We start from the raw sequence: 23,050 nt of genomic DNA on the forward strand, positions 1-23,050 counted from the left end.
TGCTGCGGTGATCGGTTGGCTCGACAGGCTGCAGCAGCGCAGTCGGGTGATGGGCTACATCATCGCGGTCATCTACAAGTACGTCGATGATCAGGGCGGCTACCTCGCGGCGCTGATCACCTACTACGCGTTCGTCTCGCTCTTTCCGCTGCTGCTCCTGCTGACCACAGTGCTCGGCGTGCTACTCGTCGGCCGCCCGGAGTTGCAGCAGCAGGTCGTCGAGGCGACCGTCAGCCAGTTCCCGCTGATCGGTCAGCAACTGGCCGAGCCCGAGAAACTCAGCGGCGGGGTGGCCGCCATCGTGATCGGCATCCTGGGGGCGCTCTACGGTGGCTCCGGGGTCGGACAGGCCATCCAGAATGCGATGGACTCGGTGTGGGCGGTGCCCCGCAACAAGCGCCCCGATCCGTTCCGGTCCCGCTTCCGCAGCCTGCTGCTCCTGCTCGTGCTGGGGACGGCGGCGATCGCGGCGACGGTGCTGTCGGCGTTCGGCCGCGCCGTCGACGATTTCGGCGCGTTCGGCAGGTCGGGGATCCTGGTGGCGACCATCGCGATCAACACCGGGATCTGTCTGGTGGCGTTCCGGATGACGACGAGCCGCAAGCTGACCTACCGGCAGGTGTTGCCGGGAGCCCTTGCCGCAGCGGCGGTCTGGCAGTTCCTGCAGTGGTTCGGAGCAGGATTCATCGCGCGGATTGCGAGCTCTTCGAGCGCCACCAACACCGTGTTCGCCCTGGTCCTCGGGCTGTTGGCGTTCCTCTACCTCATCTCGGTCAGCCTGGTGCTGTGCGCGGAACTCAACGTCGTGCGGGTCGACCGGCTGTATCCGCGCGCGCTGCTCACCCCGTTCACCGACGAGGTGACACTGACCTCGGCGGATCGCCGCACCTACACCGGTAAGGCGAAAGCCGAGCGGGTCAAGGGTTTTCAGCACGTCTCGGTGACGTTCGAGGAGAGCCGGTCAGACGCCCATGAGGTTCTCGATCCAGCCGCGGGCGAAGTAGACGAGGAAGCCGGCGGCCACGACCCACAGCAGCGGGCTGATCTCACGGGCCTTGCCGGCGCCGGAGCGGACGACCACCCACGAGATGAACCCGACGCCGATCCCGTTGGCGATCGAGTAGGTGAAGGGCATGGCCGCCACAGTGAGGACCACGGGCAACGCCACTGAGAACTCGGACAGTTCGATGTGCCGAAGGTGCGACACCATCATCGCGCCCACCACCACCAACGCGGCCGCCGCCACCTCGGTCGGCACGATGGACGCCAGCGGCGCGACGAACATCGCCGCGAGGAACAGGCCACCGGTGATCAGGTTCGCCAGGCCGGTGCGCGCCCCTTCCTCGATGCCCGCCCCGGACTCGATGAAGACCGTGTTCGACGATGCCGACGTCGCACCGCCGACCGCGGCGCCGGCGCCTTCCACGATCAGCGCCGACTTCAGTCGCGGGAACGTGCCGTGCTGATCGGCGAGACCGGCCTCCCGAGAGAGCCCGGTGAAGGTGCCCATCGCGTCGAAGAAGTTCGCGAACACCAACGTGAAGACGAGCATGACCGCCGCGAGGATCCCGATGCGTTCAAAGCTGCCGGCCAGGCTGAACTCGCCGATCAGAGAGAGGTCGGGCAGGGCGAACGGCGAACCGGACAGCTGCGGCACCGACAAACTCCAGCCGCCGGGGTTGTCCTGGGCCGATCCGAGATCCCAGATCGCCTCGACGATGACCGCGACGACGGTGCCGGCGACCAGGCCGATGAGGATCCCGCCCCGCACGCGTCGGGCGACCAGCACGCCGGTGACGAGCAGCGTGACCACGAAGATGACCGTCGGGACGGTGCTGATCGAGCCCAGCCCGCCTGCGCCCAGCCCGACCGGCGGTGAGGCCAGCCCGGTGGAACTGACAAAGCCCGCGTCGACCAGACCGATGAACAGGATGAACAACCCGATACCCGCGGTGATCGCCAGCTTCAGCTGCATGGGAACCGCGTCGAAGACCAGTCGGCGCAGACCGGTCACCGCCAGCAGCACGATGATCAGGCCGTTGATGACCACCAGGCCCATCGCCTCGGCCCAGCTGACCTCACCGACCACCGTGGTGGCAAGGAAGGAGTTGATACCCAGGCCGGCGGCGAAGGCGAACGGCAGCCGCGCGATCAGGCCGAAAAGGATGGTCATGACGCCCGCCGCGAGCGCGGTGGTGGCCGAGACCTGCGCGAACTGAAGCGAATTCCCCTCGACGTCCTCCGCGCTGGACAGGATGATCGGGTTCAGCACGATGATGTAGGCCATCGCGATGAACGTGACGAGGCCGCCGCGGACCTCGGCGCCGAGGGTGGACCCGCGTGCCGAGATCTCGAAGAAGCGGTCGAGGCGATTCATGGGACGACCCTAAGATGAACCGCCGCAGACGGCGAGTTACCACGTCGGGCGCCCGGAATTCCTACATTGGGGCGGTGACCACAGCCCATCCCCGCATGCGCGACGAGACCCGCCTCGGTGCCGATCAGCTCGCCGCCCTCGCCGCGGTGATCGAGTTCGGCAGCTTCGACGCGGCCGCCGACCACCTGCACGTGACACCGTCCGCGGTGAGTCAGCGCATCAAGACTCTCGAGCATCGGGTGGGCCAGGTGCTGGTGGTACGTGAGAAGCCCTGCCGCGCAACGGCATCGGGTGTACCACTGTTGCGCCTCGCGGCGCAGACCGCGCTATTGGAGGCCGAGGCGCTCGGCGAACTGGGCGGCCCGGGCACCGCGCAGCGCCCTCGGGTGGCGCTCGCGGTCAACGCGGATTCGATGTCGACATGGTTCACCGCGGTGCTCGGCGACGTCTCGGAGGTCCTGTTCGACATCCGGATCGAGGACCAGGATCACTCGGCGCGGTTGCTGCGCGAAGGTGTGGTGATGGGTGCGGTCACCACCGAACGCCGCCCGGTGCCCGGCTGCCGCGTCCAATCACTCGGGCTGATGCGCTACCTCCCTGTCGCGAGCGCGGCGTACGTCGAACGGTATCTGCCCGACGGGTTCACTCCGGGTGCCGCCGCGCACGCGCCGTCGCTGGCGTGGAACCGCGATGACGCGCTGCAGGACATGTTGCTTCGCAAGGGGTTTCGTCGCACGGTCCCGCGGCCGGTGCACTACGTGCCGACCGCCGAGGGGTTCGGCGCTGCGGTGCGCGCCGGGTTGGGGTGGGGGATGTACCCGGAGCAACTGGCGGCTCCCCACCTGGCCGACGGATCCTTCGTCCGCATCGCCGACGTCCACCTCGACGTCCCGCTGTACTGGCAATGCTGGAAACTCGACAGCCCGCTCGTCAAGCGGGTCACCGGCGCGGTGCGTTCGGCGGCGACCGGCCTGGCGCGCCGGAAGGTCAGATCCGCCGCCGGAGGATGACGCGCCGGTAGGCGCGGGGGCGTTCCGCGTCACGCATGGAGGTATGGACGTGTTGCGGCTCGATCAGCGCCACGCCGGTCACCCGTTTGCGGAGCAGCCGCGCGGCCGCGCTCACCCCTTGCCGCTGGGCCTCGGCCGGTCAGCTCGGGTGTGCTGGGTTAGGCTGCGGCGAACACCGCCAGTGTTGCTGCGAGCTAGCGGGGGCAGCGAGGGGAAGGGGGATCGCGGTGCACTGGCTTCGACGTTGGTGGCGGCAACCGGACCATTTCGACTGGATCACCGGGTACCTGCGGGCGCGTGGGATGCTCGGGATGGCGCGCTTGAATCTGGCCTGCAGCACGGCCGCACTCGCCCTCATTCCCGCGGTGCTGACCATGAGTTCCCGCGGGCCCCACGGCGGGATGGCCCAGGCGGTGACCTGGCTCTCGGTGCTCGGCGGGCTGGGCGCCGCCGCGATGTGGGTGGGCCGCTGGCCTACCCGCCGCCTCTCGGTCGCCTACATCGTGTCCGCAAACCTGTTCATCGCGCTGGCCTGCTACGTGCAGGACGACCCGATGATCGGGCTGATGGGCTGCACGGTGTTCGCCACCACCGGCGGGTACATCGCGCTGTTCCACACGCCCGGATACATGATCTACAACTTCGCGGTCGCGCTGTATGTCGGTGTGCTGCAGTCGGTTCGGCTCGCGACGGAAAGTGCCGACACCGCATTGGCGGCCGCCCTGCTCCTGCTGGTGGTCGTGCTCAACATCGCGGTGCCGTTCGCCGTCCAGGCAGTGGTGCACGTGCTCGGCGTGGATCTGCTGCGGGCGAACCGCGACCCGCTGACAGGTCTGCTCAACCGCCGCGCGGTGTACCAGCAGATCGAGCACCTGTTGACCGCGCATCGCGACCAGCACGTCCACCTGGCTGTCGCCGTCGTCGACCTCGACGATTTCAAGTTGCTCAACGACAGTCACGGCCACGCGGCGGGCGACCAGGCGCTCGTCGCCGTCGCCCGCGCCCTGCGCACCGGGGTCAGCCAGACCGCGGTCGTGGGCCGGCTCGGGGGTGAGGAATTCCTACTCGCCGACCTCCTGGAGGCCGGGGACATCGACGAGTGGGCGCAGCGCATGTGCGCGGCCGTGGCGATCGTCCCGTTCCGCCTCACGGCCAGCGTCGGCGTGGCGGCGGTCTGCCTTCCGCTGTTCGACGAGGACGGGCAGGCCGTGATCCACACGCTCATCGGCGCTGCCGACCACGCGATGTACGCGGCCAAACGCGCCGGCGGCAACCAGTTCCGCCACGATGACCGAAGCGCCTGCCGCTGATACGTTGGCGGCGATGAACGCGCCTGACGAATCGACGCAACGCTGGTCGCTGCGGCTGTGGAACGAGATCGAGTCCGTCTACTCGGCGATCCTGGCTCACCCGTTCTCATCCGGGCTCACCGACGGGACCCTGGACCCGCAGGTGTTCGCGCACTACGTCGCCCAGGATGTGCACTACCTGCGGGATTATGCCCGGGCGCTGGCGGTCGTCGGGGCGAAGGCGCCGACCCTGGCGGATACCGCGATGTTCTCCGGCCATGCCGCCGACGTGTTCGAGGTCGAACTGTCGTTGCACGAGGTCCTGCTGCCCGAACTGGGGTTGGACCCCGCGGACCTCGCCCGCGTGCCGGTGGCGCCCACGACTCGCGCCTATACGAGCTATCTGCTCGCGACCGTGTACAGCGGCAGCTTCGCCGACGGGCTGGCCGCGGTCCTGCCCTGCTACTGGATCTACGCCCGGATGGGTCAGGAGTTGATCGCCCGGGGCTCATCCGACGCCCGCTATCAGCGGTGGATCGATAGCTACGGCGGTGAGGAGTTCGCGGCCACGGTCGCCCAGGTGGTCGAGCTCGCCGACCGCACCGGCCCCACATTGACGCCGCAGCAGGACGCCGAGGCGCGGGCCCACTTCCTCACCACGTCGCGCTATGAGTGGATGTTCTTCGACGCGGCGCACCGTCTCGAGCAGTGGCCGGTCTGAGCATGGCTACCGATCAATACGGCCACGCCCTGGACGGCCCCGTCCGGCGGTGGGAGGACATCCCGGGGTGGTTCGGCTGGCGGCAGGCCCAGGAGGAGGCCGTCGAGCATTTCGGGGACAGTGCGCATTTCGGGGACAGTGCGCATTTCGGTGGCAGTGCCCAGTTCGTCGCCCCTCGTTTCGTCGAGGTCGGCAGTTACCTCGGTCGGAGCCTGTGCTCGTTGGCCGAGGTGGTGCAGCAGTCCGGGCACCGGATCGGCATCGTGGGTGTGGACACCTGCAGGGGCAGCGGTCCGGAAGGCAATAGCCAGGTCAACGCCCACGGCCCGGCGGTCGAGTTCGGGGGCGGGACCTTCGCGGGCCTGCTGCACCGCAATGTCATCGCGTGTGGATTCGCCGACGCGGTCGCGCTGCTGATCACCGACTCGGTGTCAGCGGCCGGGATGTTCGACGACGAATCTCTGGCGTGGGTGCACATCGACGCCCGCCACGACTACGAGAGCGTGTGCGCCGATATCGCCGCGTGGGCGCCGAAGGTGGCCCGTGGCGGGTGGCTTTCGGGCGACGACTACCACCCGGACTGGTGGCCGGGTGTCGTCGCGGCTGTTGACGAGACACTGCCCCAGGCCCGTGAATGGACGCCCGGGCAGTGGCGCTGGATCAAAGGAGACGCGGCGCCGGTGTCGTCGAGTTAATTGCTCACGATGCCGGTGCAGCGCCCGCTCCCGTCCTGGCAGCGACCCCGAATATGCCGATGCGCCGCCACGATGCTCTGTGGCGGCGCATGCGGGAGAGAGAAATCAGGCGGTTGCGGGATTCGCGTGATGCAACGAATGCCGACGACGCTTGAGGAGGTATGAGAGCCAACGAACATCTATGAGCATGGCGGTCGCCTTTCCGGGTCAGGCTGTCTTGGTCAGGAGGGGGAGCAGGCGGCGCCGGGCCAGGATGCCTTCGCTGAAGTGATGCAAGGCTTCCGGAACCGACGCGGTCACCGGCATGTCATTGAGGGTGCCGGAGGCGCGCAGCACCTGGAGAACAGGCTGGCTGCCGATCACCGACCATTCGACCCCGGCGTCGGCGCACCGGCCGTCGATGTCGTAGAACAGTGAAAGTGCCTCTGCGCCAAATGAACTGACGGCAGTGAGGTCGAGGATGAACGGCTTCTCCGCGAGGACGAACCGCATTGCGTAGTCCGCGACGCACGACAGGTTGCCGGCGCCGATGTCGCCCGTGACCGAGACGACCGTTGCGAGTTGACGGCAGCGGGCCCGCATCCGGACACCGTCGCAGTCGAACGACGGGTTTCCGTAGTGGAAGGCATCGGCTGAACCAGTGGACGTGCTCGTGAGTGTCATGAGCGGCCTCCCGTCGAGGTTTCGCTGGAATGGCTTTTCTGTTTTGCCACCTCAACGTGACCCCAAAGTTATGCGCCGAATTTAAGGCCGCTGGGAGCTACCGCTAATACTTTGGTAAGAACCTGCATTCGCGTGACTCGTGATGCGATTGTTACTGGTCGGTATCGGGGCCACGGCGCACCTGGTGGCCGGTGTAGTGCTCCCAGGGGCTGTAATCGGCCAGCAGGGGCTCCTGCGGGGGACGCTGCCCCTCGGGCACGTGCTGGAGATTGATCCGGATGCGGTACCAGATCGAACTCGGTCCCCGCATCCCGTCGACCAGCACATCGAGCGGTTCGAGCAACGCGGCCGCATCGGGATGGCGCTCGCGCCAGGTGTCGAGCGCGGCGAGCGCCTCGTCCTTGGTCTTGGTCCGGGCGATCTCGATCAGTGGCATCACGGACTGCCGCCGGCCGGTGCCGTCGTTGCGTTTGGCACCGCGGGGGGCCTTCTCGGGCGGGCCCAGGCGGTCGCCGAGGTCGAGCAGCGCGTCCAGCCGGCCGGGGTGATCGTCCATCGACTCCCACGGATCACCGAGCTCGGCGAACCGGGCGGGCACCGTGGCCACGGTGAAGGCCTCCGGCCGGCAACCCGGTACCTCGTCCCAGCGCAGGGGGGTGGATACCCGGGCGTCCGGCGTCGCCCGCACCGAGTACGCCGACGCGACGGTGCGGTCGAAGGCGTTCTGGTTGAAGTCGACGAACACGCCTTCCCGCTCTTCCTTCCACCAGCGGCTCGTCGCCAGCTCGGGTGCGCGCCGTTCGACCTCTCGGGCCACCGTCTGGGCGGCCAGCCGCACGAACTTGAACGGCCAGCGCGGTTCGATCCGGGCGTAGATGTGGAAGCCGCGGGAGCCCGACGTCTTCGGCCACGCGGTGAGCCCGTGATCCTCGAGGACTTCGCGCGCCACCATCGCGACGTCGACGATCTGCCGCCAGTCCACCCCGGGCATCGGGTCGAGGTCCACCCGTAGTTCGTCGGGGTGGGCGAGGTCGCCTGACCGCGTCGGATGGGGGTTCAGGTCGACGCAGCCGACGTTGACCGCCCACGCCAGACCGGCGGCATCGTGGATCACCGCCTCCTGGGCCGAGGTGCCCGAGGCGTACTTCAACTCCGCGACGTCGACGTAGTCGGGGCGCTTGGCCGGCGCGCGCTTCTGGAACACGGCCTCTTCGGTGATGCCTTTGACGAATCGCTTGAGGATCATCGGTCGGTCCGCCACGCCGCGAAGCGCACCGTCGGCGACCGCAAGGTAGTACTCGATCAGGTCGAGTTTGGTGACCGGCGGTCGGTCCCCGTACGCCTCGAAGACGACCTTGTCCGGGTGGGTGACGGTCAGCGCGCGCCCGGCGATGTCCATCGAGAGGCCCTGCGCTCGGGATCCGGCCATGTCAGCCATGGTAGGGACTGATAGATACCCGCCTCGGGTGCGACATGGGTCACATAGTGTGTGGCCATGCCGAAGCTCACTGAACTTCCGTCGCAGGTGGCGGCAAAGGCCAAGCTGTATCTCGACCGCGGCTCCGCCGAATTGCACTACGCCCGCAAGATGTTCGAAGCCGGTGCGCTCCAACTCGAACCGCCGCAGAACATGGCCGCCTTCGTTGCCGACATGCGCCGCTGGGGTGAGTTCGGGATGATCCCGGCGCTCAACGCCCGTCGTGCCCCGGACCGCAAGGCGGTCATCGACGACGAGGGCGAGATGACGTACGCCGAACTCGACGAGGCCGCGCACGCGGTGGCGCACGCGCTGCTTGCCAAGGGGGTCAAGGGCGGCGACGGGGTGGCGATCCTCGCCCGCAACCACCGCTGGTTCCTGGTCGCGGTCTACGGGGCGGCCCGCACCGGCGCCCGCATCATCCTGCTCAACAGCGAGTTCTCCGGCCCCCAGATCAAGGAGGTGTCCGAACGCGAGGGCGCCAAGCTGATCATCCACGACGACGAGTACTCCAAGGCGGTGTCGCAGGCGAAGCCGGAATACGGATACCTGCGCGCGCTCGGCACCAACCCCGACAACGAGGAGCCGTCGGAGAGCGACGCCAAGACGCTGGCGGAAATCGTTGCCGCGGGGGACAAGTCGCCCGCGCCGAAGGTGACCAAGCATTCGTCGGTCATCATCCTCACCAGCGGCACCACCGGCACGCCCAAGGGTGCCAACCGCAAGCCGCCGCTGTCGCTGGCGCCGATCGGCGGTGTGCTGTCGCACGTGCCGTTCAAATCCGGCGAGGTCACGCTGCTGCCCGCGCCGATGTTCCACGCGCTGGGCTACCTGCACGCCACCATCGGCATGATGCTGGGCTCGACGCTGGTGCTGCGCCGCCGGTTCAAGCCGGCCACCGTGCTCGCCGACATCGAGAAATACAAGGCGACCGCCATGGTGGTGGTGCCGGTGATGCTGTCGCGGATCCTGGACCACATCGAGAAGATGGACACCAAGCCCGACCTGTCGTCGCTGCGCATCGTGTTCGTCTCCGGGTCGCAGCTGGGCGCCGAGCTGGCCACCCGGGCGATGAAGGATCTCGGACCGGTGATCTACAACCTGTACGGGTCGACCGAGATCGCCTTCGCCACCATCGCCCGTCCGGAGGATCTGCAGAAGAATCCGGCCACGGTCGGCCCGGTGGTCAAGGGCGTGCGCGTCAAGCTCTTCGACGACAACGGCAAGGAGGTCCCGCACGGCGAGGTGGGCCGGATCTTCGTGGGCACCACGTTCCCGTTCGAGGGCTACACGGGCGGCGGCCACAAGCAGATCATCGACGGGTTGATGTCCTCCGGCGACGTCGGATACTTCGACGAGCACGATCTGCTCTACGTGTCCGGCCGAGACGACGAGATGATCGTGTCCGGCGGTGAGAACGTGTTCCCGGCCGAGGTGGAGGACCTCATCAGCGGCCACCCCGAGGTGGTCGAGGCCACCGCGCTCGGCGTCGAGGACAAGGAGTGGGGGCACAGGCTGCGAGCGTTCGTCGTCAAGGCCGAGGGCGCCTCGGTTGACGAGGAAGGCATCAAGGGCTACGTCAAGGAACACCTGGCGCGGTACAAGGTGCCGCGCGAGGTCGTCTTCCTCGACGAGCTGCCGCGCAACCCGACCGGAAAGATCCTCAAACGCGAATTACGCGAGATGGAGCTTGGCGGCTCGTCGGAATAGTCGGCCGGACGCGGTCGTGCTGGGTGGGCGTGAACATCGATCTGAGCGGCAAGACCGCCCTCGCCGCCGACGTGACCACCGACAACGGTTGCGTCGGGAAGACGTCGCGCTGTTGGCAGGTCCCAGTGTCGATTACTTCGCACGTCTGGAGAAGGGCCCTCTGCAACTGATGGGTAGCTCGGCGGCTTTGCGTGGGCGAGTCATTATGCAACCGCGGGCCGCCTCGATCCAGGGAGGACTGGGTCCTCCCAGGATCGCGCCCACGCGCCTACCTTCATTTGCATGACGCTAGAACTCACGCGGTGGGGCACGCGGGTCAAGACCATCGCAATTGCCGCCGTACTGGCGCCGCTCATAGCGGTCGGTTCTAGTGGCACCAGTGCCGCAGACGAACCGCCAACGCCACAGGAACGCAACGCCGAAGTGGTGCGCAACGCTTTTGCGCTCGGCGTCGGACACGACGCGCACACCTTCTATTCCATTCTGGCCGAGGATGTGCAGTGGACGGTTGCGCGTGCCGACGCGCCGAGGACCTACACCAGCCGATCCCAGTTCTTGCAGGAAGGTGCGGGGCCAATCCAGTCTCGGCTCACTGGACCGATACAGGCGAATGTACGACAGCTGATCGCCGAAAACGATGTTGTCGTCGCGATCTGGGATGGCACTGCGACGGCGCGTGACGGCCGCCCCTACTTCAACAGTTACGCCTGGGTGTTGACCATGCGTGACGAACGGGTAGTGCGCGCGACGGCATTTCTCGACCTTGTGGTTCTCAACGAACTGCTAGAGCGGGTAGAGCCGGCCTGACGCACCTCGGAGTGCTAAACGATCAGAGGAGCGAACATGGCCAGCAGTCCACTCGACGAAGTCGAGGTCTCCACGGGACCAGCGAAACACGCCGGTAGGCGACGCACGCTCTGGTCGTCCGTCGCTATGACCATCGGCGTGTTCGTAACCGTCGCATGTCAATCGGCAGCACCACCCCCGGACGGCTCACGAGAGTCGACACAACAACGAGGGCCGGCCCAAGTCGACCACCCCTATGTCGGCATGTGGGTCACCAGCGACGGACTCATCCGGCAGGAGCTTCTGCCAAACGGACGCTACGACGAAGCCAGGGGTGAACGCGTGAGCGCCTACACCGGTCGCTACGAAGTGCGTGGCAATCACATTGATTATTGGGACGACACAGGGTTCACGGCGGACGGAATCTTCGTTACCGACAACGAGCTCCACCACGGCGGCATGATTTTCTACCGGCAACCACAGTAACTCCACTCTGCCAGTAGACCGGAATTCTTCCAGCCGAGATCGTCTCTTCGTCGGTGCGGAAGCGCAGCACTGAAACCACCACTGAAAGCACCGGGCCGAAGACTTCCTGTCCTGCGATGCGGTGGTTTGCCTATATCGAGCTCAGGACGGTGGGTTCGATGAGATGAATAGCCCTCGTTCGACGCCGAAAGAGTTTCCGTCGCCGGTCAGTACGTGGGCACCTTCTGAGGCGGCGTCAGAGATGAAGCTCAGGATACGGTCGTGCTGGACCGATTGACGATGGTGCCTAGCACTGCTGCGGGGCCGAGCGGAGACAGGTACGCGCGGCCGCAATGCATCTCGACAACCTGGCCCACCGATTCATGAACTTCTCGCGGTCCGGGCAGCCATCACCGGCGACGAGGCCCAACGCGCCCGGCGGCAGCCCCGTGTTGGCGATCTTGCCGAACTCGAGCGCGGGCGTTGCCTCAGCTAGTTTCAACATTACCGTGTTGCCGGCCACCAGCGGAGCCGCTATCTTGCTGGCGGCGAACATGATCGGGTGGTTGAACGGAACGCGAGCCAGCGAAGTAGTGCAGATGCTCGAGGAGAAGTTGTACGTCCGCCGCGATGGCGGAGATCGGTGCTCCGTCGTCGACAGCCTCGAGCACTGCCGTCGGGCACGTCGACGATTTGCATTGCGGTGTAGGGGTTGAAGACTGGAAAAGTTGCACCGTTGGAAGACGCCATCAGTTCGCCATCGATGAGGAAGCGTGGTTGGTCGTTCAGCAGATGACGGACTCGAGTAGTACTGTTGTGCAAATCATTTCGGCTTGATGTCGAAAGCGCGGTCTTGCACCTCCAGCGATCGCGGCATCCTTTATCGGCTAGCGGTGAGGAAGCATGCATTTCTAGTGTGCTGGTGCGAAGCGGTGGGTCACAGTTACGCTCGCCCACGCGGCCAGGCCGCCGATCGCTGATGCTGCGACGAGTTCGAGTATTGGTGCGGGGGCGATCTCGATGTGCGCTGCGAAGAAGGTGACCAAGCCCAAGAACCATGCCAGCATGTTGTTCACGAACGCGGTGGTGCGCAGTCCCACAATGAGGAGTGCTACCAAGAACACGACAATCGGCACCGCGAGTGCACCGAGAGTAGGCGTCAGGTTGTGCATGGACCAGTATGCGGCTGCACCCAGCCCGATGCCCAGCCACATGCAGGCCAAGGCGGACAGGCCGTCGCGGACCGATGACGGACGGGTGAACCAGGCGATGAATCCGGCGAACATGACCCAAACCTCGAAAGCCAGTGCGGTGCTGACAGTGGAGGCGGCCGCGGCTACGGCGGCGGAGAGCAGTGTGTAGGCAGCGAACTGCTTCACAGATGGTCGCGTACCGGATGGGGCCGGCGGTCGGATGGCAGCACTCATGGTCTTGTTTCCTTTCGAGGAGGGGCGTTACACGGGGTTTCGGTGTTTGATGAAAGTGAAGTTGGAGTCAGACCATGCCGCCGTTGGCGCGCAGGATCTGGCCGTTGATCCAATGGCCTCCAGGGCTGGCGAGGAATGCAACAACGTGGGCGATGTCTTCCGGAGTTCCGAGGCGTTGCAGCGGAGGAACTTTCGCCAGTGTGTCGATCTGTTCTTCGGTCTTTCCGTCCAGGAACAGTGACGTGGCGGTGGGGCCGGGGGCGACGGTGTTGACGGTGATGTCCCTGCCGCGTAACTCGCGCGCCAGGATCATGGTGAAGGCCTCCACGGCGCCCTTGCTCGCTGCGTAGGCTCCGTAGGTGGGAAGTTGCGAGCCGACGACGGAGGTCGACATGCCGACGAAAGAGCCGCCGGCTCGTAGGCGACGCGCGGCCTGCTGGGCCATGACAAACGTGCGGCGGATGTTGGTTCGATGCAGCTGATCGAGGACATCGAGATCGAGATCGACGATGGGAGACAACACCATCCGACCGGCTGAGTTGACGACGACGTCGACGCCACCGTACTGCGCTTCTGTGCGGTCGAAGAGCACTGCTACGGCGGCCTCGTCGGCGACATCAGCGGCAACGGCCATGGCCTGACCGCCACGTGCGGTGATCGATTCGACGGTCTCATCAGCCGCGGCGGTGTCGCCGGCGAAGTTGACGACGACAGCGAAGCCGTCCGCGGCCAGTTTCAGCGATATCGCGCGGCCAATCCCGCGGGAACCACCGGTGACGATCGCGACGCGTTGCTGCGCTGCGGCTTTTGGTGAGGTTGTGGTTGTCATGTGATCGATACTCCTGTGCTAAATCGGCGAGTGCCAGGGAGGGCTCCACCCTGGTTGGCGGGAATAGCGGTGCGTTCTTGGTCAAGGGATTACGAAGAACAGATCGGCGATCAGCGGGGCGATGATGATCATGCTGAGTGTCCAGACGAGGAGTTTGCGGGAACAGCGGTCGGCTGTCCTCGGGCGGTGCGCCGGCGATGGTGAGGGCACCGACAGTGTCGCGCCAAGGGGGCCTTGTGGTGACAGTCGAAGCGCGACTAGCTTTCCTCCTCTGGCAGCACAGTATTCGCCAAGTGCGATTGCGACCACGACAGCGCAAACAGGGCACAGCCAGCGGGGGCAACGTAAGCTAGCGAGTGCCACGCCGGGGGTGGCACGTCGGGCATCCCAACGAATCGCTTGTGTGTTCAACCGGCGGAAACGGCAGTTCGGTTGGTGGCGCGGGGATGGTCCGCGTAATGGCGACTAGTCAATGTCGAAGGTGTCCTGATGCATACGTATGCCGCTGAATTGTTAAGGCTGATTGCTGATTCCGGAGTGCGGACACTGTTTGCCAACGCTGGCACAACTGAAATTCACTACTTGGCGGCCTTGGAGGGTGAGCCTCGACTTCGGCCAGTGCTCTGTCTGTTCGAGGGAGTTGCGACCGGCGCCGCCGACGGATGGGCGCGGGTCATGCGTACCCCGGCGGCGACGTTGCTGCACCTGGGCCCGGGTTTAGCCAACGGGCTGGCCAACTTGCACAATGCCCGCCGCGCCGGGACACCTATGATCAACATCGTTGGCGACCACCCGGATGCACACGCTCGCTTCGACACACCCCTGCAGTCCGACGTACTCGCGTTGGCCCGCTGGACTCAGGGATGGACGCGGCGCGTCGGCGGCGGCTCGTCCCTCGGTTCGGACGCCGCGGATGCCTTCCGCGCGGCCGTTGAGGGGCAAAGCATTGCGGCGCTGATTGTTCCGGCCGACATCGCGTGGTCGGCAGTGCGTGACGCGGAAGGCGAGACCCCCCAGATTGCAGCCGCGTCGGCGGCACCAGCCGCCGACCGCGTGCATCACGCCGCGGGGCTACTCGCCGCCGGACCCCGGACGGCCATCGTCGTCGGTCGGCCAGCCCGCGACGAGGCAGCACTTCGCGCCGCGCACCGGATCCACGTTGCGACAGGCGCTGTGGTCCTCGTCGACACATTCCCCGCTCACATCGTGCAGGGCCGCGGCATTCCGTCATTCGAACGACTCGGCTATTTTCCGGCCGACTCGGCACGCCAGCTTGAGGGAGTCGATCAGGTGATCTTGGTTGGCGCCCGCATACCCGCCACGTTCTTCGCCTACCCGGGCGAACCGAGCCTGCCCCTGCGGCTCGACCGACTGCACCGGCTCGCGGGCGTGGAGGAAGATGGCACGGCCGCGCTCGAATCGCTGGCCGCCCTTGTCGCCTCCGAGGCGTCCGACGAGGTCGAGTACGTACCGCTACCTGAGGAAGAACGTGCAGCGCTCAATCCCCACAACTGGGCGCCTGTGGTCGCACGGCTGCTGCCACAGGGCGCCATCGTTTCTGACGAGGCTGTGACCATGGCTGGTGCGTTCGCCAACATTGCTCCCGCCGCGGCGCGCCACGACGCGCTCGGATTGTCTGGCCTGGCGATCGGTCAGGGTCTGCCGGTGGCCCTGGGGGCAGCACTCGCCGCCCCGGATCGCCCGGTTGTTGCACTGCAGGCCGATGGCAGCGCCATGTTCACCCTCACGGCACTGTGGACGATGGCCCGCGAGCGCGTCAATGTCACGATCGTGATCCGCGACAACGCCGGGTACGCCTCGATCGATCGTGAGACGGCCCGAATCGGCGGACTCCAATCTCGGAGTCGAGCCCTGACGGAGTTCAGTGAGCCATCCATCGACTTCGTCGCCATCGCCACCGGTATGGGCGTTCCCGCGACACGCGCCGACACGACAAGCGATCTCGGCCGGCAGTTCGAGGCCGCCCTCCGATCACCTGGACCGCATCTCATCCACGCGAAGATCGCTGGACCCAGCTGAACAAGTGGCGTGCGCCGACGACATGTTCAGCGACGTAGTTGGGCGCACGGAACGGGCATCAGGGGTCGGACGGGAGCCGCATCCTTGTGGCGCACGAGCCGGTAGAGCAGATCGGCGCCGGTGCCCAGGAGTACCCAAGCCGGATGCGGTTCCGTCCGCCCGGTCAGCGTGGCGAGGCCACCGAGGGCGCCGACGTCGGTCAGCGCGACCTCGCGGGTGCTGCGGGTGAACAGGGCGCACACCGACGAGGTGTTCGAGCTGCTTGATCGCAGTCGATAACGCGGGCTGGCGATGAACAGCCGCTCGGCGGTGCGGTGGTAGTTCAGTTCCGTGCGATCACAGCGCTGCCGTCCCATGGAACCTAGCAAGAACGATGCACATACCTGACCCGAAAGCATCTGTAGCTCCTCAACCCGTCATCGCCGACCCCGGTACCGACAGGCACACCAGGAACAGCGTGAACAGGAACCATCCCGCGCCGTGCCAGATCGGCCACGTGCCACGTGCTTTCCAGACGCGGTAGGTCTGGATGAACGCGCCGACCCCGCCGGCGAACAGCACCACCGGGACGAGCACCGCCGCGATGACGGAATGGTCGGCGGGTATCGCATAGAACGCGAAGCACACAGCCGCCACCGCGACTACCGCGACGACGTAGGTGACGGCGGCGCGGAAAGCCTGCGGATCGCGCCAGCGCTTCTCGACGTCGTCGGTCATGGGCACCGGTTTCCCGGGGAGCACCCGGGGGAAACTGTCGAGACGGCACTCGTGAAATTCGAGCCGCATGTACACACTGCGGGCCTGAGCACTCGACGGCCCCCGTGGCCTGCGTAAGGATTTCGTTCAGATCCGGATTGTCGAGATGACACTTTTGCTTGTGTAGGAGAGCATGGAGACCGCTACGGTCCGAGCCGGCCACCCCAAACTGAGAGCCACTCTTGACCTTTGGTCTTTGGCGATGGCCGAGCAACACGCGCCGTGACTCTCGCACGCGACCCGTCTCGTTCGGGGCGATGACGCCCGAAGCGGGGTGAATCGCGACCGGGTGGCGCGAAGTCCCGCACCCTCATAAAGGAGTCCATGTTGACTGAAGCGCAGTTGCAGCAGGTCCGCATACAGTGTCTGCGCTGTAGTGCGTCGCGTACCTTCAACCCTCCCTCCATGGCGAGTGCTGCGGTCGTCAAGAACAACATCAACGAGCTACTTGTCGACTTCGGTTGGTTTCCGACAACTCAGGGCGCTCTGTGCCCCATCCATGCCCGGCCCTTTCGCGAGATCGTGGACACCCGACGGAGGTCGCGCCATCGGGGGTGACCCGACCGCCAAAGGCGGTTATCACCAAGTGGAGACCTGTCCGCGGTGGTCGCGAAGTTCGCCAAAGTGGTTGGCGTACAGCATGGATAGCGAACTGACATCCACTAGCGCCTTCATGACCACCTCGGAGCTCATTCCACCTCGGCGCCGTACACGGTTGCGAAAACGAGCAGCGTTATCAGCAGTGCCAGCACGCCGAGGCTGCCGCCGTTCACCGCGTCGCGCCCGTTGGTGGCGTGCCCTTGGTCAGCGCGGTTGAAACCGATGAGACCGGCGATAACAGCCGCGATTGCGGCCGGAATGGCGACGAAATCGCCTAGGACCGGGACGAACACGAACGTGATTGCGACTATGCCGAGAGTCAGGGCAGTGCGTCCCGCACCGTTACGCGGTGGTGGTGTCGGAACGCTCGAGTCCGTCGTCAAAACTGTTCACGTTCAGGGGCCTCGCGTCGAGTCGAGGCGACATGGAGGAGGTGCAAGAGGTCTCCCACTAGAGAGATGGCACGGTGTGAGATGAGGCTACCTACACAGAGGCACCTGGTCACGTGTCGCTACCCGCGACGACACGGGGCGGGAGCATCCGCGGCGATTATGCCGATACGCGCATAGATTTCGTCAAGACGCTCGCTATCGGCGATGTCCATCCGCTGAGATTGGTGTCATGAGCCCTGTGTTGCTAGCGCTGCGTGGCGTCGGCGTCGATTCCAGTGATCCGGTCAGCGTGTCGTCTCAACCGACAGAAGACGGGTGTCTGTGAACACTCGATCAGTCGGTGAGGTGACGGCGACCTCCGGTCGGACGACGGCTCACCCGTTGCGGTTGGCGATCATCGTCGGCGCTCTCGGGGTGGTATTCGGCGATATCGGCACCAGCCCTATCTACACCATCCAGACCGTGTTCAACCCCGCCGATCCCCACCCGGTGCCGTTGAACGAAGCCAACGTCTACGGTGTGATCTCACTGATCTTCTGGTCGGTGATGGCGATCGTCACCCTCACCTATGTCACGTTGGTCATGCGCGCCGACAACCACGGCGAGGGCGGCATCATGGCCCTGATCACCCTCCTGCGGCGCGGCGCCAGCCCCCGCGGGCATCGCACCGCGATGATTCTGGCCGCGCTCGGCCTGTTCGGCGCGGCGCTATTCTTCGGCGACTCGATGATCACCCCGGCCATCTCGGTGCTTTCAGCGGTCGAAGGCCTCAAGACCATCGAGCCTGGACTCGAGACCTGGATCGTGCCGATAACCGCCGTCATCATCGTCGCGCTGTTCACTGTGCAACGGCACGGAACCGCCCTCGTCGGCAAATTCTTCGGGCCCGTGATGATCGCCTGGTTCGCCGCGATCGGCGCGTGTGGCGTGGGCGGAATCCTTACCAACCCCGGGATCCTTGCCGCGATATCACCGACGTACGCAATCGCGTTCATGACCAACCACTTCCACATCGCCTTCTTCGCGTTGGCGGCCATCGTCCTGGCGGTGACCGGCGCCGAAGCCCTTTACGCCGACATGGGCCATTTCGGTCGCCGCGCCATCACCGTCGGATGGCTGGGGTTGGTGCTGCCCGCCTGCACATTGAGCTACTTCGGACAGGGTGCGCTGCTGCTGACCGACCACGATGCCCGCAGCGCACCGTTCTTCCTGCTCACTCCGGAATGGGCACGAATCCCCATGGTCGCGCTGGCAACAGCAGCCACGGTGATCGCCTCGCAGGCCGTGATCACCGGTGCCTTCTCGGTGGTCTCGCAAGCTGTGCAGCTCGGTTATCTTCCCCGACTGCGCATCACGCACACCTCAGCCTCCACGATCGGACAGATCTACGTACCATGGATCAACTGGGTGCTCATGGTGTCGGTGCTGACGCTCGTGTTCGCCTTCGAAACCTCGGCCGCCCTGGCCTACGCATTCGGCATGGCGGTAATCGGCACCATCACCATCACCACCCTGCTGTTCCTGTATTACGCACGACAGCAATGGAAGTGGCCACTGTGGGCGATGCTCGCAGGTGGTGCGGTGCTGTTGACGGTCGACCTGTTGTTCCTGACCGCGAATCTGACCAAACTCGTGCACGGCGCCTGGCTCCCGCTCGTCATCGCCGTCGTGGCATTCACAGTGATGACCACCTGGCAGCGAGGCCGGCATCTGGTGACCACCGCGCGTCGTAAGATCGAAGGGCCGCTGCGGCCGTTCATCGACGACCTGGGCCGGCAACGCCCAGGTCCGGTCCGCCTCCCGGGCACCGCGGTATTCCTCAACCGCGGTGATGACACCACTCCGCTGGCGATGCGGGCAAATGTCGAACACAACCATGTCCTCCACGCACACGTCGTCATCGTCGCTGTCGAGACCATGCCGGTACCCAGGGTGCCCGACGCACAGCGGGTGACGGTGGACAACCTCGGCTACCGAGACGACGGCGTCCTCCATGTCACGGTGAACACCGGCTACATGCAGCGCCCCGACATCCCCGCCGCGCTGACGCTCGTGCCCGACGATGCCGCCGAGGGTGGGATCGACTTGGGCGCCGCATCCTACTTCCTGTCACACGTGGAACTCATTCCCGACGGCGACGGCGACATGGGGGCGTGGCGTAAACGACTGTTCGTCGCGACGTCGCTGATGACAGCGGATGTGGCGGGATACTTCAACCTGCCACCAGAGCGCACCGTCATCGTCGGCTCGCGGTTGCACTTCTGAGTCGGCACCCGCTGTGTCACTTCAGTCCTGCTGAGATGCGGTCCGAGGGTTGCGAGGTGGGCCGGACTCCGGTGCCATGGCGTCGTAGACGTGCCACCAGAGCATCTCGTACTCCACTGCGGACAGCTCACCGCGGCTGTGGTGGACGTGGGCGGCGAGCAGCGTTGTCGCGAACAACCGCAGCCGGCGTTGATCTTTCGCCGAGTCGGGATCGGCCCCCGCGGCGAACACGCAGGCCGTCAGGGTGCGCACCCGGCCCCGAGTGGCTGCGGCCATCACAAAGGCGGTAGCGCCCGCGGCGGAACAGACGCCGACGGCGGCGGCGATAGCGTGCCACGGAGCCATCACGTGGAACAGGCACACCTGCAGTGCGAACCACAGCGGTCCACCCCAGATGGCGAATCCGCGCCATAGTCGTAGCCACCGCCGGTCCGTCTTCGTGATGCCTGGCGGATAGACGATCAATTGTCGCTGGGTGGCGCCGTAGCGCAAGGGTGTGGAAATGACTGCACCCCAGGGAAAGTGGCCGTCGAGAAGCGTCATCGATTGCCGTCGCCACGTCCTGCGGAGAGATGCCACTGTACCCACAGCAGTCAGGTCTACCGGTCCGCGGACTCAATCCACCGGGTTCATACGCCTTCTTGATGGCGGGTAGCCACAATTTTGCGAGTTCTTTTCCACGCCCGGGACGTTCGCACCCCGGGCGTGCGATCCACCACCTGGGTACAGCGGTGGCTCACACAGCGGTCAAGGCCGCCAGTGTCACGGCTGGGCGGGTCAGCTGCCAGTGCTGACACTCGTCCCGTACCGCTTGATCGACAGCGCCGACGATTCTGCTCGCGTGCGAGGCGTCAGGAGCCAGCCACAACTGTGTCGACCCGCCGCTGAGGGCGATCCGTTTGACGGTCGACCCGCAGGCTTTCAGAACCGCCGAACGGCCTATCAGACGCTGCGCTGCACAGGCCCATTCGGCAGCGCTCTCAGGATCGGTGACCTCGGTGTGCAAGCCGATGACCTTCAGGCGCTTGTCGCCCAGCATGAGCGGCGCCTGGTCGTCAAGGTAGAGGTACCTCGTGCTGGGTGCGCTTTCGGCGATCCGAGCCATGTGTTGTGGTGTGCTGACGACGAATCGGGAGACGCCGAGTGCCACGGCGCGGCGGAGGGCAGTCGTGGCCGTCCCGCACCGGTACACCACTTGGACGGCCCGGATGTTGTGGTACTGCACCAGGTCGAGGTCGTGGTCGTCTCGTGCGGTGACCGAGACACTACGGGAGCGAACCCAGCCCGCCAGCTCCCGATCGGTCAGCGCGGCAGCGGGGACGCTGCAACCGGCGTTGACGAAGGCTCGTGGTGTCAGCGCGCGGGAGGTCGGTGATGGAGGTTCCTCATCGGTCTGCAAAGCAAGTGTCATGCGTTCAGGTGTACGGGAAAAGTGGCGCGCTGACCGGGTCCATACGTACCCCCTACATCGTCGGGGTGAATCTTTGCGCGATGTTGATGGGCACGCCCGTTCGGACGGCCTCCGACAGAAGCGGATCGAGCCGCCAATCCGGAGACGTCTCCACCGCGACAGACCGGTGGCAATGCGTCAAAATGCGGACCATCACCGTCAACGTGGCGTCAAGACAGTGGGTTTCGCGCCTCACTGCCCGCAAGGTGAGGAGTATGACCTCCCTTGACTGCGAAAGGCACGACGCTGTGCTCCCCGACCCGAAGCTCTCCACACCGATTTGGCCGCTCACGGCCGACCTCGACGCGTCGGGGCGGTTGTGCGTAGGCGGCGTTGCGCTGACCGAGATAGCCGGCAGGTTCGGGACGCCGGCTTATGTGCTCGACGAAGCTGATTTCCGGCATCGGGTCCGCAGCTACCGCCAGGCTCTGCCCGACGTCGAGCTGGTGTACGCGGGCAAAGCCCTTCTGACCACCGCGGTGGCACGGTGGGCTGCTGAGGAGCACATCGGCGTCGATGTGTGCTCCAGCGGCGAGTTGACGGTGGCGCTCGCCGGGGGCGTGGACCCCGCCCGCATCATCGTCCACGGCAACGCCAAGTCTTTCGATGATCTTCGTGGCGCCGTGACCGCGGGTGTGGGACGCATCGTCATCGACTCCCTGACCGAGATCGATCATCTTTCCCGCATCGCCCGTCGACCCCAGTCGGTGCTGATCCGCGTGACACCCGGTGTCGACATCCACGGGCACGCAGCGGTGACCACGGGCATCACCGACCAGAAGTTCGGATTCCCGCTTGGAAGCGCCCAGGCCACCGAGGCGGTGACCCGCGTACTTGCCGAGCCCGCGCTCTCGCTCGTCGCCTTGCACTGCCATATCGGCTCCCAGGTCACCGACCCCGCCCTCTACGGCGAGACGGCCCGTCGAATGATCATGGCAATGGCCGACATCCGCGACCAGCACGACCTGCTGCTCAAGGAGCTCAACATGGGTGGCGGGCACGGCGTTCCGTATGTCGACACCGACGCCGAGCTCGACATCACCGAGCTGGCGGCGGCGGTCGGCGAGGCAGTGGACTCCACGTGCGCGCAGCGCGACTTCCCGCGGCCGCAGATCGTGATGGAGCCCGGCCGCGCCATCAGCGCGCGCGCCGGAGTCACCGTGTACCGGGTCCTGGGGATCAAGACCCAGCCGGGCGCGCGGACCTTTGTGGCCGTGGACGGTGGCATGAGCGATAACCCCCGAGTCGAGCTCTACGGCGCGAAATACACTGCCACCGTGGCCAACCGCCGCTCCACGGCGCCCACACAGCTGATGACCATCGCCGGGCGTCATTGCGAAGCCGGCGACGAACTCGTCCGCGACGTCGAGTTGCCGTCCGACTTGAAGCCCGGCGACCTTCTGGCGGTGGCCTGCACCGGCGCCTATCACCACAGCATGGCCTCCACGTACAACATGGTGGGGCGCCCACCACTGGTGAGTGTCGACCGTGGCAGGGCGACCGGACTCGTTCGCCGCGAGACCATCGCCGATCTGTTGGCGCGCGACCGCGAATGGGTGGAGAGCGCTGTCGGTGCCCTGTGTCAGCGGGCCGGATATGCCGCACTGCTGGATGGCGAGTAGCTGCCTCACCGAACACAGTCCGCTGAATGAAAGGACATCCGTTGAGCGCGCATAGCCGGCTCGAGGCGTTGAAGCACGGTGGTTCGCCGGCGTTGCCACGACCGCTGTGGGACTTGTGGAGTTGGCAGATGCGCGGGCGCTGCCGGGACTATCCCGCCGAGCTGTTCTTCCCCGAAAGCGGCGGGCGGGACGGTCTGAGGTCACGTGAGGAGCGGGCCAAAGACATATGCCAGGAGTGCCCGGTGATCCTCAGCTGCCGTGAGCATGCGCTGCACACCCCGGAAATGTACGGCGTGTGGGGCGCGATGACGGCGCGTGAAAGAGCGAACCTGCAATGAGTTGCACCGCAGCCGGATCACTCGGTGAGCTGGTTGTCACAGAGCACGCAGCCCTTGACGTCCCTTTGATCCTGATCCGGCGCGGGCAGAAACAGGTGCGGTGTCAGGAAGCCGTCAAAATTCACCGCAGCGGCGTCA

The 23,050-nt window shown here is 65.9% G+C and carries 22 protein-coding genes and 1 pseudogene; 12 read left to right on the forward strand and 11 right to left on the reverse strand.

The annotated features are described in order from the left end of the window. The first annotated feature begins 7 nt into the window (after positions 1-7). Positions 8-1,171, forward strand: a complete 1,164-nt coding sequence (locus tag I7X18_RS02100; protein WP_193044782.1) for a YihY/virulence factor BrkB family protein — start codon at positions 8-10, stop codon at positions 1,169-1,171. Here I7X18_RS02100 and I7X18_RS29445 read toward each other — a convergent pair. Beyond that, positions 1,169-2,377, reverse strand: a pseudogene (locus I7X18_RS29445) (NCS2 family permease); the annotation flags it as partial. The gene I7X18_RS02100 and the pseudogene I7X18_RS29445 sit on opposite strands and share 3 nt — an antisense overlap. A gap of 95 nt (positions 2,378-2,472) precedes the next feature. Here I7X18_RS29445 and I7X18_RS02105 point away from each other — a divergent pair. The 4 genes from I7X18_RS02105 to I7X18_RS02120 all read left to right on the forward strand — a co-directional run bounded on the left by I7X18_RS02105 (position 2,473) and on the right by I7X18_RS02120 (position 6,092). Further along, the gene (locus tag I7X18_RS02105; protein ID WP_193045023.1) at positions 2,473-3,387 is read left to right on the forward strand and encodes a LysR family transcriptional regulator ArgP; all 915 of its coding nucleotides are present in this window, start codon (positions 2,473-2,475) and stop codon (positions 3,385-3,387) included. Between the two features lie 227 nt (positions 3,388-3,614). Next, a complete protein-coding gene (locus I7X18_RS02110) occupies positions 3,615-4,697 on the forward strand; it encodes a GGDEF domain-containing protein (protein WP_193044781.1) in 1,083 nt (360 codons plus the stop codon). Positions 4,698-4,710: 13 nt separating this feature from the next. Further along, positions 4,711-5,397, forward strand: a complete 687-nt coding sequence (gene tenA, locus I7X18_RS02115; protein ID WP_193044780.1) for a thiaminase II — start codon at positions 4,711-4,713, stop codon at positions 5,395-5,397. Positions 5,398-5,399: 2 nt separating this feature from the next. Beyond that, the gene (locus tag I7X18_RS02120; protein WP_193044779.1) at positions 5,400-6,092 is read left to right on the forward strand and encodes a class I SAM-dependent methyltransferase; all 693 of its coding nucleotides are present in this window, start codon (positions 5,400-5,402) and stop codon (positions 6,090-6,092) included. A gap of 207 nt (positions 6,093-6,299) precedes the next feature. Here the strand turns inward: I7X18_RS02120 and I7X18_RS02125 are convergent, their stop codons facing one another. Further along, a complete protein-coding gene (locus I7X18_RS02125; protein ID WP_193044778.1) occupies positions 6,300-6,755 on the reverse strand; it encodes an STAS domain-containing protein in 456 nt (151 codons plus the stop codon). A gap of 151 nt (positions 6,756-6,906) precedes the next feature. After that, positions 6,907-8,193 (reverse strand): DNA polymerase domain-containing protein, encoded by a 1,287-nt coding sequence (locus I7X18_RS02130; protein WP_193044777.1) that lies wholly within the window; start codon positions 8,191-8,193, stop codon positions 6,907-6,909. 57 nt (positions 8,194-8,250) lie between these two features. On the opposite strand from I7X18_RS02130, the gene fadD2 reads away from it, so the two are divergent. From fadD2 to I7X18_RS02145, 3 genes are all read left to right on the forward strand, one after another. Continuing rightward, positions 8,251-9,942, forward strand: a complete 1,692-nt coding sequence (gene fadD2, locus I7X18_RS02135) for a long-chain-fatty-acid--CoA ligase FadD2 (protein WP_193044776.1) — start codon at positions 8,251-8,253, stop codon at positions 9,940-9,942. A gap of 282 nt (positions 9,943-10,224) precedes the next feature. Then, complete coding sequence (locus tag I7X18_RS02140) at positions 10,225-10,749, forward strand: nuclear transport factor 2 family protein (protein WP_226862970.1); 525 nt, start codon at positions 10,225-10,227, stop codon at positions 10,747-10,749. Positions 10,750-10,785: 36 nt separating this feature from the next. Continuing rightward, positions 10,786-11,214 (forward strand): Atu4866 domain-containing protein, encoded by a 429-nt coding sequence (locus tag I7X18_RS02145; RefSeq protein ID WP_226862968.1) that lies wholly within the window; start codon positions 10,786-10,788, stop codon positions 11,212-11,214. A 286-nt stretch (positions 11,215-11,500) separates the two neighbouring features. Here the strand turns inward: I7X18_RS02145 and I7X18_RS02150 are convergent, their stop codons facing one another. The 3 genes from I7X18_RS02150 to I7X18_RS02160 form a co-directional block, all read right to left on the reverse strand. After that, positions 11,501-11,854: an aldehyde dehydrogenase family protein gene (locus I7X18_RS02150; RefSeq protein WP_193045020.1), complete on the reverse strand. Its 354-nt coding sequence runs from the start codon at positions 11,852-11,854 to the stop codon at positions 11,501-11,503. 250 nt (positions 11,855-12,104) lie between these two features. Continuing rightward, positions 12,105-12,479, reverse strand: a complete 375-nt coding sequence (locus tag I7X18_RS02155; RefSeq protein ID WP_408632900.1) for a DUF1097 domain-containing protein — start codon at positions 12,477-12,479, stop codon at positions 12,105-12,107. Between the two features lie 208 nt (positions 12,480-12,687). Continuing rightward, the gene (locus tag I7X18_RS02160) at positions 12,688-13,449 is read right to left on the reverse strand and encodes an SDR family oxidoreductase (RefSeq protein WP_193044774.1); all 762 of its coding nucleotides are present in this window, start codon (positions 13,447-13,449) and stop codon (positions 12,688-12,690) included. A gap of 489 nt (positions 13,450-13,938) precedes the next feature. Between I7X18_RS02160 and I7X18_RS02165 the strand changes: the two genes are divergently transcribed. Then, on the forward strand, positions 13,939-15,489 hold the full coding sequence (locus tag I7X18_RS02165; protein WP_193044773.1) for an acetolactate synthase large subunit: 1,551 nt from the start codon (positions 13,939-13,941) through the stop codon (positions 15,487-15,489). Between the two features lie 26 nt (positions 15,490-15,515). Here I7X18_RS02165 and I7X18_RS02170 read toward each other — a convergent pair whose 3' ends face one another. The 3 genes from I7X18_RS02170 to I7X18_RS02180 form a co-directional block, all read right to left on the reverse strand. Continuing rightward, positions 15,516-15,845, reverse strand: a complete 330-nt coding sequence (locus I7X18_RS02170; RefSeq protein ID WP_193044772.1) for a hypothetical protein — start codon at positions 15,843-15,845, stop codon at positions 15,516-15,518. Positions 15,846-15,897: 52 nt separating this feature from the next. Beyond that, positions 15,898-16,206, reverse strand: coding sequence for a hypothetical protein (locus tag I7X18_RS02175; protein ID WP_193044771.1), 309 nt, complete (start codon positions 16,204-16,206; stop codon positions 15,898-15,900). A gap of 728 nt (positions 16,207-16,934) precedes the next feature. Next, a complete protein-coding gene (locus I7X18_RS02180; protein WP_226862967.1) occupies positions 16,935-17,138 on the reverse strand; it encodes a hypothetical protein in 204 nt (67 codons plus the stop codon). A 444-nt stretch (positions 17,139-17,582) separates the two neighbouring features. Between I7X18_RS02180 and I7X18_RS02185 the strand changes: the two genes are divergently transcribed. Next, positions 17,583-19,502 carry a potassium transporter Kup gene (locus I7X18_RS02185; RefSeq protein WP_232375530.1) on the forward strand — a complete coding sequence of 640 codons (1,920 nt, stop codon included), beginning with the start codon at positions 17,583-17,585 and terminating at the stop codon, positions 19,500-19,502. A 21-nt stretch (positions 19,503-19,523) separates the two neighbouring features. Here I7X18_RS02185 and I7X18_RS02190 read toward each other — a convergent pair whose 3' ends face one another. After that, positions 19,524-20,045, reverse strand: a complete 522-nt coding sequence (locus tag I7X18_RS02190) for a DUF6611 family protein (protein WP_193044769.1) — start codon at positions 20,043-20,045, stop codon at positions 19,524-19,526. A 193-nt stretch (positions 20,046-20,238) separates the two neighbouring features. Beyond that, positions 20,239-20,913: a hypothetical protein gene (locus I7X18_RS02195; protein WP_193044768.1), complete on the reverse strand. Its 675-nt coding sequence runs from the start codon at positions 20,911-20,913 to the stop codon at positions 20,239-20,241. 254 nt (positions 20,914-21,167) lie between these two features. On the opposite strand from I7X18_RS02195, the gene lysA reads away from it, so the two are divergent. Both lysA and I7X18_RS02205 read left to right on the forward strand, forming a co-directional pair. Beyond that, complete coding sequence (gene lysA, locus I7X18_RS02200; RefSeq protein ID WP_193044767.1) at positions 21,168-22,574, forward strand: diaminopimelate decarboxylase; 1,407 nt, start codon at positions 21,168-21,170, stop codon at positions 22,572-22,574. Positions 22,575-22,600: 26 nt separating this feature from the next. After that, a complete protein-coding gene (locus I7X18_RS02205) occupies positions 22,601-22,912 on the forward strand; it encodes a WhiB family transcriptional regulator (protein WP_193044766.1) in 312 nt (103 codons plus the stop codon). Positions 22,913-23,050: the final 138 nt, after the last annotated feature.

The sequence above is a fragment of the Mycolicibacterium baixiangningiae genome (assembly GCF_016313185.1).
In the GTDB taxonomy this organism is placed as follows: Bacteria; Actinomycetota; Actinomycetes; order Mycobacteriales; family Mycobacteriaceae; genus Mycobacterium; species Mycobacterium baixiangningiae.